The sequence below is a fragment of the Acinetobacter lwoffii genome (assembly GCF_022967985.1).
GTDB lineage: Bacteria > Pseudomonadota > Gammaproteobacteria > Pseudomonadales > Moraxellaceae > Acinetobacter.
The window spans coordinates 122923-131361 of the sequence record NZ_JALJVC010000007.1; the positions used below are offsets into that span (position 1 = coordinate 122923).

An 8439-nucleotide genomic window follows, 5' to 3' on the forward strand; every position below is an offset into this window, starting at 1 on the left:
TATATCGCTCTACGGTTACACTTCTGCTTTATTTTTGACCTGCGATATTCCAGTAATTTCTTGTCAAATTTTTAAAACTGTGTAAAAAATAGAACACTATTCAGTCAATTTATGCATTCAGGATGAATGTATCTGGCATAGCAATTGCTTTTTAATCAATACCTCGAACTACACAGACATGGATCAATAAGAAGAATTTTATGCAAAATTTACAAAGTTTAATGGAAACTTTAAGCGGCTGGGTCTGGGGCCCTTATATGCTGGTACTAATTGTTGGTACCGGGATTTTCCTTACCTTCCGTTTATTGTTCTGGCAGTTCCGCATGTTGCCCCTAGCCTTCAAACAGGTCTTTGGCAAGCACCCTGACCATTCAGGGGACATTTCCCAATTTGCTTCATTGATGACCGCACTCTCTGCCACGATTGGTACCGGTAACATTGCCGGCGTAGCCACTGCCTGTGTCCTCGGGGGTCCGGGCGCCGTGTTCTGGATGTGGATGACCGCCCTGTTTGGTATGGCCACCAAATATGGCGAAGGTGTTCTGGCAGTCAAATACCGAGTCAAAAATGAAAAAGGTGAAATGTCGGGTGGTCCGATGTACTACATCGAGCGTGGTCTGAAATGGAAATGGCTGGCACTGATTTTTGCCTTGTTCGGGACACTGGCTTCTTTTGGAATCGGCAGTTCAGTACAGTCGAATACTGTAGCACTGGCGGTTGAAAACAGCTTGGGCATCGAAACCTGGATGACCGGTATCGTCATTACCGCCTTTTCAGCACTGGTGATTCTTGGCGGAATTCAAACCATTTCTCGCGCTTCTTCAGTAATTGTTCCAGTTATGGCCCTGGGCTATGTTGCAGGGGGAGTGACGATTATCATCAACAATCTGGAGTTAGTCGCTCCAGCCCTGAAAATGATCTTTACCTATGCCTTTACCGGTGAGGCTGCTGTAGGTGGTGCGATTGGCGCAGCGATTCGTTATGGTGTAGCGCGTGGAGTATTCTCCAACGAAGCCGGTATGGGTTCTGCACCGATTGCGGCCGCAGCAGCGAAAACCGATCATCCGGCGCGTCAAGGTCTGGTGTCTATGACTGGTACCTTTATTGATACGATTATCGTCTGTTCGATTACCGGTATTGTACTGGTGATGGGTTATATCATGGCCGGCAACTCATTCGGTGACCAGACCGGCGCAGTATTGACCATCAGCGCGTTTGACAAACTGTTGCCTGGGATCGGCGGCTGGATTGTGACCCTCGGGATTATTTTCTTTGCTTATTCCACCATCTTGGGTTGGAGCTACTATGGCGAGAAATGTGCCACTTATTTGCTCGGTGAGAAGTTTGTGCTGCCCTATCGCATTATTTATATCGCTTCGGTATTTATTGGCTGTGTGGCGACCCTTGATCTGGTTTGGCTCTTCGCCGATACCTTTAATGGGCTCATGGCGGTTCCAAACTTAATTGCACTATTGCTTTTATCCGGAGTGATTGCCAAGGAATCGAAAAACTTTATTGCAAGACGTAAATCTGGTGAACTTTATTAATTGATAAGCTATTTAATTACTCAACTTAAATAGTAAAGAGCCACGTCAATCGTGGCTTTTTCTGCTTAATCTTTTCCATTTTTCATTATGAAAATTTAGCAACGCAAACCACCCCATTGTGGTACTTTGCTATCAGACTCGAGTTCAAGCGCCAGAGCCAAAGAAAGAACAAAAAACAGAATCCCGTCAATTTTCATATTGCCCTGATCATCTTCCAGATACTCACTCAGTTTTTGGTAGGCTTTATGCTGCAGATCAAAAGGTACATCCAGATAAAGTCCACCCGAATATACCTCGCTACGCACGCTTGGCTCAATGCCCAAACAAGGCATATAACGGATATTTTGTTGCTCTAACCAGCCGATAAACTGTTGCCGAGCCGAATTGGTATCCTGATCAGAATGTACATAATCTTCAAAATGCACAAACAGCACATCACGGTTTTTTTCACGTGCGATCGCATCAATATGTTTCAGCAATTGTGACAAGATCTGTTCCATTCCAGCATAACAAGACGGGCATTATAGACGGCGTTACCGTACAGTATTCAAATCAGCATAAATAAAAACGACAAGCCTTGTCGTAAAAACCATGAATTTTCAGGTGAAAGGCTTGGTTTTCGATTACATTCACCGCTATGCTGTCAGTCAATTTCAATCGCTTCATCTTAAAATATGGCTAAAGCAAAAAGTGTCTATCGTTGTGAACAATGTGGCGCGGATCATCCAAAATGGTCAGGGCAATGTTCGGAATGTGGGGAATGGAACAGCCTGACTGAGGTCAGCATTGCACCTGCGGTTACACATCGGGCTCAGCCAAAAATCGCTGGTGGATATGCAGGCCAGGCATCGACAATCACCACCTTAAATCAGGTCTCAGTCTCTCACGAAACCCGTCTGCCGACGGGGATCAGTGAATTTGACCGGGTCTTGGGTGGCGGATTGGTCACTGGTTCGGTGGTCCTGATCGGCGGTGATCCCGGAATTGGTAAATCTACAATCTTGCTACAAACAGCCGCGCACATGGCTTCTGCCAAAAATTCGGCCCTGTATGTGACCGGTGAGGAATCTTTGTCTCAGGTGGCTTTACGTGCCCAGCGTCTGGATCTGCCGACCGACCAGCTCAAAGTCATGGCAGAAACCTGCGTCGAACGTATTTGTGAAGTACTGGCCCAGCAACGTCCTGCGGTGGCAATCCTGGACTCGATCCAAACCCTGTACACCGAAACCCTGCAATCTGCACCAGGTGGTGTCTCACAAATTCGTGAATCAGCGGCCTTGTTGACCCGTTTTGCCAAAAATAGTGGCACGTCTTTGTTTCTGGTCGGTCATGTAACCAAAGAAGGCGCACTGGCCGGCCCACGTGTACTGGAACATATGGTGGACTGTGTGCTGTATTTTGAAGGCCAGTCGGATTCACGTTACCGGATGATCCGAGCGGTCAAAAACCGTTTTGGTGCGGTCAATGAGCTCGGTGTGTTCGGCATGACCGATAAAGGTCTGCGCGAAGTTTCCAATCCTTCAGCCATCTTTTTAAGCCGTTATGATGAAGCGATTCCCGGTTCGATTGTAATGATCAGCCGCGAAGGTACGCGCCCGCTACTGGTTGAGGTTCAGGCACTGGTCGATGACGCACATGGCCAACCAAGACGTGTAGCGCTTGGCCTGGATCAGAACCGTCTAAATATGCTCCTTGCAGTCATGCATCGGCATGGTGGTGTGCAAACCTCCGGCCAGGATGTTTATGTCAATATTGTCGGTGGGTTGAAAATCACCGAAACCGGTTCGGATCTGGCGGTACTTCTCGCCTGCGCCTCCAGTATTCGTGGCAAAGCCTTACCGCAACAGCTGGCGGTTTTTGGTGAAGTCGGACTGTCTGGAGAGATTCGTCCTGTACCAAATGGTCAGGAACGTCTGAAAGAGGCAATCAAGCATGGGTTTAAATATATTATTGTCCCACGCGGCAATGCACCGCAAAAATCCATCGAGGGCGTGCAAATTATTTCAGTTGCGCGTTTACATGAAGCCTTGAGCGAAGCGATGGCGCTGAGTGATGAACTCAACTAACTGTAAACTGGCTCATTTGGTACAAAGAGTAAAAAAATACAGATTTTTGATTGAAATTCCACACAAAGCCTATATAAATAGACTGTACAAACAGGTTTTATTCTCATAGGAAAAATGAATGGAAGTTCGACAGCGCGGTTTGATCACAGGTATCTTGACAGCAGTTTTATTGGTTGCGCCTTTTGCAGCTGAAGCAAAACGTGCCGGTGGCGGTAAAAGTCACGGCATGCAACGTTCTGCACAACCTACTCAATCTTATCAACAACCTCGTCAAGCTGCGCCTGTTCAACAAGCGCCAGTTGCCGGTGCTGCAACCCAGCAAAAATCTGGTCCGGGTGTCGGCGGCATGGTTGCCGCGGGTGTAGCCGGTGCTGCGATTGGTGCAGTTGCTGCCAATGCCTTGGCGGATGATCAAAGTGTAGCAGCATCTGAAGCTCAGGCTGCTCAAGCCGAAGAGGAAAAAGGTGGTATTCCGGGCTGGATCTGGATCCTGCTTGCTGCTGCTGTTGCCTTCTTCATTTTCCGTAAAATGAGCGCAAAAAAAAAAGTAGCTTCTAACCCTTTTGCACCAAATAGCGGTGCTGGTAATACAGCACCTTTTGGTCAGGCACCGACTGCACCTCGCGGTGGTGACAGTACCAATATTTTTGGCCAGAACGTGGGTGGTCAAACATCAAGCAATAATGCTCCGCTTGGTTCCGCTCCGGTAAATAACGCGCCTTTTGGTGCAGCTTATACCCAAAGTGGCAGCCAGTTACCGGATGGTACTGAACCTGCAGCATTCTTGCGTGTAGCGCGTCAGCGTTTTAACCACATTCAGTCCATGAATACGGCAAGTAACATTTCTGAAATTCAGCGTTATCTGACTCCTGAACTTTATCAGTCGATGTATAACGACATTATGAGCAATCAGGATCAGGATGTTGCCGAGTTTTCAAATCTGAATGCGATGGTCGTCGACTCATCGACTGACAATGGCCAGTATATTGTCAGCGTACGCTTTACAGGTACCGTAAGCGAAGACTTAAACAGCTTGCCGCAACCGTTCGCAGAAATCTGGCATTTCACCAAACCAGCAGGTTCAAATCAGGACTGGGTGGTTGCAGGTATTCAGCAAGACTAATCGTGAATAAATGAAGTTTAGACAGCGGCCTTCGAGCCGCTGTTTTTATTTGTAAGCCTTACATTTTGATCTTTTTTAATTCCCTTCCCCCTCTCTTTTTTTAACTTAGCTTCCAGTTTTAATTATTTTTCATATAAATAGTTCAACAACCCATATTTAAAATCTAAACAATAATTGTTATCATTATCATTAATTACTTCATAAGTTTGTAAATAGAATTTTCGATGATGAATAGTCCGAATATGCAAGCCATAGCGACTGGAACAGTTACTGCACCGAAACCATCAAGCAAAAATAAAGTCAAAGCAAATATGCTGGCTTATCGTGGGATGATTTTATATCGCTTTATTCTGGCGGGTGCTGGCGGTTATCTACTGGCTACACTGGCAACGATCGTGATTGCCCAGCTTTTTATCGACAGTGGAAGCAGTGCAGCCATGTCCGCCACCCTGATTGGCTTTAGCTTGAATGCTGCTGCATTTATCTGGGTATTTATGGTGAATAAGACGCTCAAAGCTACGCTCGGGATCGCGATTCCCGGTGTTTTACTCTATATCGCCTATAAGCTTTTAGGAAATTGAGATGAGAGTAGATGCAAAACCCGAAGGTCCACGCCAGTCGATGTCGTGGTTGCATACCTGGGCCAGTCTGATTTTAGGCTGGCTTTTATATGCGATTTTCTTGACCGGAACCTTAAGTTTTTTCCAGAACGAAATTACCGTCTGGATGAAACCGGAATTTCATCAGTCAGTTCCACCAAAGACTCAAATCGAACAAACCCGTGTGGCACTGGCTTATCTGCAACAGCACCATCCGCATGCCGGCAGCTGGGCGATCCAGCTTCCCCATTCACGCCAAAATACCACCACCCTGACTATTCGTAGTGCCGGCGAAGATCCGCGTGCCCGTCGTGGCGGTACCCGCGTGACAATTGACAGCGCCACGGGTGAAGTTCTGCAAGCGCGTGAAACACGCGGCGGTTCATTCTTATACCGTTTCCACTTTGAATTGTATGGTTTGCCAAGAATCTGGGCACGCTGGATTGTCGGCATTGCGACCCTGCTCATGTTGGTGGCAATCATCAGCGGTGTCATTACCCATAAGAAAATTTTCAAGGATTTTTTTACTTTCCGTCCCGGTAAGGGTCAGCGTTCCTGGCTGGATGCACATAATGCTACTGCGGTATTTGCCCTGCCCTTTCATATCATGATTACCTTCAGTGGCTTATTACTATTACTCTTTACCCTGATGCCTTGGGGCGTAAACCAGATTTATGAAAACCGTAGTGCTTTCCTTCAGGATCAACGTAAGAGCTTGATTCAGGAGAAGAGTATTCAGACTGAATTCCATGAAGGCCGTAGTGAGAGTAAAGAACGTCGACCGCAAGCTGAGAGAGAAAATCTTGGCGAGCGCGGTGAAATGTCTGCACGTGGTGAAATGTCTGCACGTGGTGAAAGTCGCCGCTCTCGTGATGAAATGCAAGTTGCATCTCCTGCACCATTAACCGATCTGACTCCGATCTTGGCAACAGCTGAAAAAGAATGGAAAAATAATCCGGTGGGTACGATAACCATCATCCAGCCAAATACCGTAAAAGCTGAAATTGAACTTCGTGCCTTAAACGGAGTCAGCATAGCTTATCGTAATGTTTATCCGAGTCTTGCTTTCAAGGGTGTGACTAGTGATTTAGAGCCGGATCAAACCACACTGAAAATGCCTTCAATCGCAAATGGTATTTATAATGTATTCACCACATTGCATGAAGCACGTGGCGTGGATCTGGCTTTACGCTGGTTATTGTTCATGTCGGGCGTGGTGGGCACCTTGATGATTGCGACCGGTTTGATTCTGTGGTGTGTCAAACGTGCACCGCAGCAACAGAAGCAAGGCTATAAATCCTTTGGCTATCGCGTGGTTGAAGTCACCAATATCGCTGCCATTATTGGTTTACCGATTGCCTGTGCTGCCTATTTCTATGCCAACCGCTTTATTCCGGCAGACATGGAGATGCGTTTGAACTGGGAAATACGTAGCTTCTTTATTGGATGGTTGTTGACATTGCTGTATGCCATGATTCGCAGTCATCGTCAGGCCTGGCTGGAACTATTACTGCTTGCCACTGCTGCATTTGCCTTGCTCCCAATCGTCAATTTTCTGACCGGCGGTCAGGCGATCTGGAATAGCATCTTGCATGGTCAATGGGTCATTGCTTCTTTTGATCTGGCGATGTGGGTGCTTGCGATCTTGTTCTGGCTTTCATTTAAAAAAGTGAAAAACCATAAAGGCTTGTCGCCTAAAAAAGCCAAGGTTGCTCTCAAGGAGAATCAGTTATGATGTTTTTCTTACTGATTTGGGCTTTAACTTCACTGGGTTTCTTTACGCTTGCAATGTCGATGTCCAAACATCAAAAACAGATTTTTGACACAGAACTCAACCCTAAAAAAACACAACTTGCGACTATTCTGGGTTGGGTATTGCTCATAATTGCCCTGATTCTGTGTCTGTTAACAGGATTTGCCAGCAATATGATCAGTTACTGGCTGGGTAGTCTAACTTTTGCAGCACTGGTGGTCGGTTTAAGCCTGAGCTATCTGGCAAGTAAAATTAAAGTGATCGTAATGTTCTGTGTGTTCATCGCTTCAATCTCAGGGATTATTTGCTTGATCTAATCATTTGATTGACCAATCTCTTTAAAAAGCTGACCTTCGGATTGGCTTTTTTGCTTTAAACCTTTTAGTCTACGCACAATATTTTTGAGATGTTGATATGACCCAGCGTGTTTCTCCCTCTGCTGTCCTGACCAATCTTGCCTTAGCAGGCAATGCTGAAGCGCAATTTGAACTGGCTGAACTGTATATGCAAAGCGAGCATGATGATGACATCATTCTTGCTGAAGAATGGGCTTTAAAAGCAGCAAATGGCGGTCTGGTGGATGCAATGTATTGGCTAGGTGAAGGTTACACCGTGTATGCCAAAGAATTAGCAGAAGAAGATCCGGAAGAATCTAAAGCTCACTTTGAGTTAGCCTATTACTGGTTAAGCAAGGCCAATATCGAGAAGCACCCTGCTGCGACTTTAGAGCTGGCCGGTTTCTACCGTCGCGGTGATGTGATTGAAAAAGATGTAGAAAAATCGATTGCTTTAGTTAAACAGGCTGCGGAGTGGGGTGAAGTTCAGGCCATGCGCGATCTTGCTTTTATTTATGCCAATGGTTTAGGTGTAGATGGCGATGAGGAACTAGCTGAGTTCTGGACCCAAAAAGCGGATGCTGCTGAGCAAGAAGCTAAATAAAACGAAAAGCCCGTCAAATGATGGGCTTTTTATTATCATATATGATTCACAATAAATTCTATTTCCTTTATTAAATAATCTAAAAGCTCATTTAATCCAATCAAATCATTAAGCCTCATAACACTATAATTACTATGATCTATTTTTTCTTTCAATTTTAATAAGGCTTTCGTTCTCTCTGTTTCTGCATATTTATAATCCTCCCTCTTCGCATTGATGCGTATTTTTTTAATTCACTAATATCATGAGATAAGAAAACGATATATTTATCCTTTATTAGTGTAGGAATTGAATGAGCAATTAAATTTCTAACAAATAAGTTCTTCTCAACTTTCCCCAATAAATAAATTATTTCACCATTCAAATGCTTATGTAATTCTTTCACATTTATAAGCTGTGACAAAGGTAAGGT

The 8439-nt window shown here is 45.3% G+C and carries 8 protein-coding genes and 1 pseudogene; 7 read left to right on the top strand and 2 right to left on the bottom strand.

What is annotated here, in order from left to right; genetic code table 11:
- The first annotated feature begins 200 nt into the window (after positions 1-200).
- Positions 201-1547: an alanine/glycine:cation symporter family protein gene (locus tag MWG72_RS06295; protein WP_247143476.1), complete on the top strand. Its 1347-nt coding sequence runs from the start codon at positions 201-203 to the stop codon at positions 1545-1547.
- A gap of 95 nt (positions 1548-1642) precedes the next feature.
- Here the strand turns inward: MWG72_RS06295 and MWG72_RS06300 are convergent, their stop codons facing one another.
- Complete coding sequence (locus MWG72_RS06300; protein ID WP_247143477.1) at positions 1643-2047, bottom strand: hypothetical protein; 405 nt, start codon at positions 2045-2047, stop codon at positions 1643-1645.
- A 174-nt stretch (positions 2048-2221) separates the two neighbouring features.
- On the opposite strand from MWG72_RS06300, the gene radA reads away from it, so the two are divergent.
- The 6 genes from radA to MWG72_RS06330 all read left to right on the top strand — a co-directional run bounded on the left by radA (position 2222) and on the right by MWG72_RS06330 (position 8027).
- Positions 2222-3613 carry a DNA repair protein RadA gene (gene radA, locus MWG72_RS06305; protein WP_247143478.1) on the top strand — a complete coding sequence of 464 codons (1392 nt, stop codon included), beginning with the start codon at positions 2222-2224 and terminating at the stop codon, positions 3611-3613.
- 118 nt (positions 3614-3731) lie between these two features.
- Positions 3732-4736, top strand: coding sequence for a Tim44 domain-containing protein (locus MWG72_RS06310; RefSeq protein ID WP_247143479.1), 1005 nt, complete (start codon positions 3732-3734; stop codon positions 4734-4736).
- Positions 4737-4960: 224 nt separating this feature from the next.
- Entirely contained in the window at positions 4961-5317 is a 357-nt protein-coding gene (locus MWG72_RS06315; protein ID WP_005106369.1) for a hypothetical protein, read from the top strand.
- A gap of 1 nt (position 5318) precedes the next feature.
- Positions 5319-7070 carry a PepSY-associated TM helix domain-containing protein gene (locus MWG72_RS06320; protein ID WP_247143480.1) on the top strand — a complete coding sequence of 584 codons (1752 nt, stop codon included), beginning with the start codon at positions 5319-5321 and terminating at the stop codon, positions 7068-7070.
- Positions 7067-7405 carry a DUF3325 domain-containing protein gene (locus MWG72_RS06325; RefSeq protein WP_247143481.1) on the top strand — a complete coding sequence of 113 codons (339 nt, stop codon included), beginning with the start codon at positions 7067-7069 and terminating at the stop codon, positions 7403-7405. Before MWG72_RS06320 ends, MWG72_RS06325 begins: the two co-directional genes overlap by 4 nt.
- 97 nt (positions 7406-7502) lie before the next feature.
- A complete protein-coding gene (locus tag MWG72_RS06330) occupies positions 7503-8027 on the top strand; it encodes a tetratricopeptide repeat protein (RefSeq protein ID WP_085064774.1) in 525 nt (174 codons plus the stop codon).
- Positions 8028-8184: 157 nt separating this feature from the next.
- Here the strand turns inward: MWG72_RS06330 and MWG72_RS06335 are convergent.
- Positions 8185-8439: pseudogene (locus tag MWG72_RS06335) on the bottom strand (hypothetical protein); the annotation flags it as partial.

Excerpts from the sequence above, each read along its gene's own strand:
- MWG72_RS06295 (WP_247143476.1), top strand. The coding sequence starts at position 201 with ATGCAAAATTTACAAAGTTTAATGGAAACTTTAAGCGGCTGGGTCTGG.
- MWG72_RS06300 (WP_247143477.1), bottom strand. The coding sequence starts at position 2,047 with ATGGAACAGATCTTGTCACAATTGCTGAAACATATTGATGCGATCGCA.
- radA (WP_247143478.1), top strand. The coding sequence starts at position 2,222 with ATGGCTAAAGCAAAAAGTGTCTATCGTTGTGAACAATGTGGCGCGGAT.
- MWG72_RS06310 (WP_247143479.1), top strand. The coding sequence starts at position 3,732 with ATGGAAGTTCGACAGCGCGGTTTGATCACAGGTATCTTGACAGCAGTT.
- MWG72_RS06315 (WP_005106369.1), top strand. The coding sequence starts at position 4,961 with ATGATGAATAGTCCGAATATGCAAGCCATAGCGACTGGAACAGTTACT.
- MWG72_RS06320 (WP_247143480.1), top strand. The coding sequence starts at position 5,319 with ATGAGAGTAGATGCAAAACCCGAAGGTCCACGCCAGTCGATGTCGTGG.
- MWG72_RS06325 (WP_247143481.1), top strand. The coding sequence starts at position 7,067 with ATGATGTTTTTCTTACTGATTTGGGCTTTAACTTCACTGGGTTTCTTT.
- MWG72_RS06330 (WP_085064774.1), top strand. The coding sequence starts at position 7,503 with ATGACCCAGCGTGTTTCTCCCTCTGCTGTCCTGACCAATCTTGCCTTA.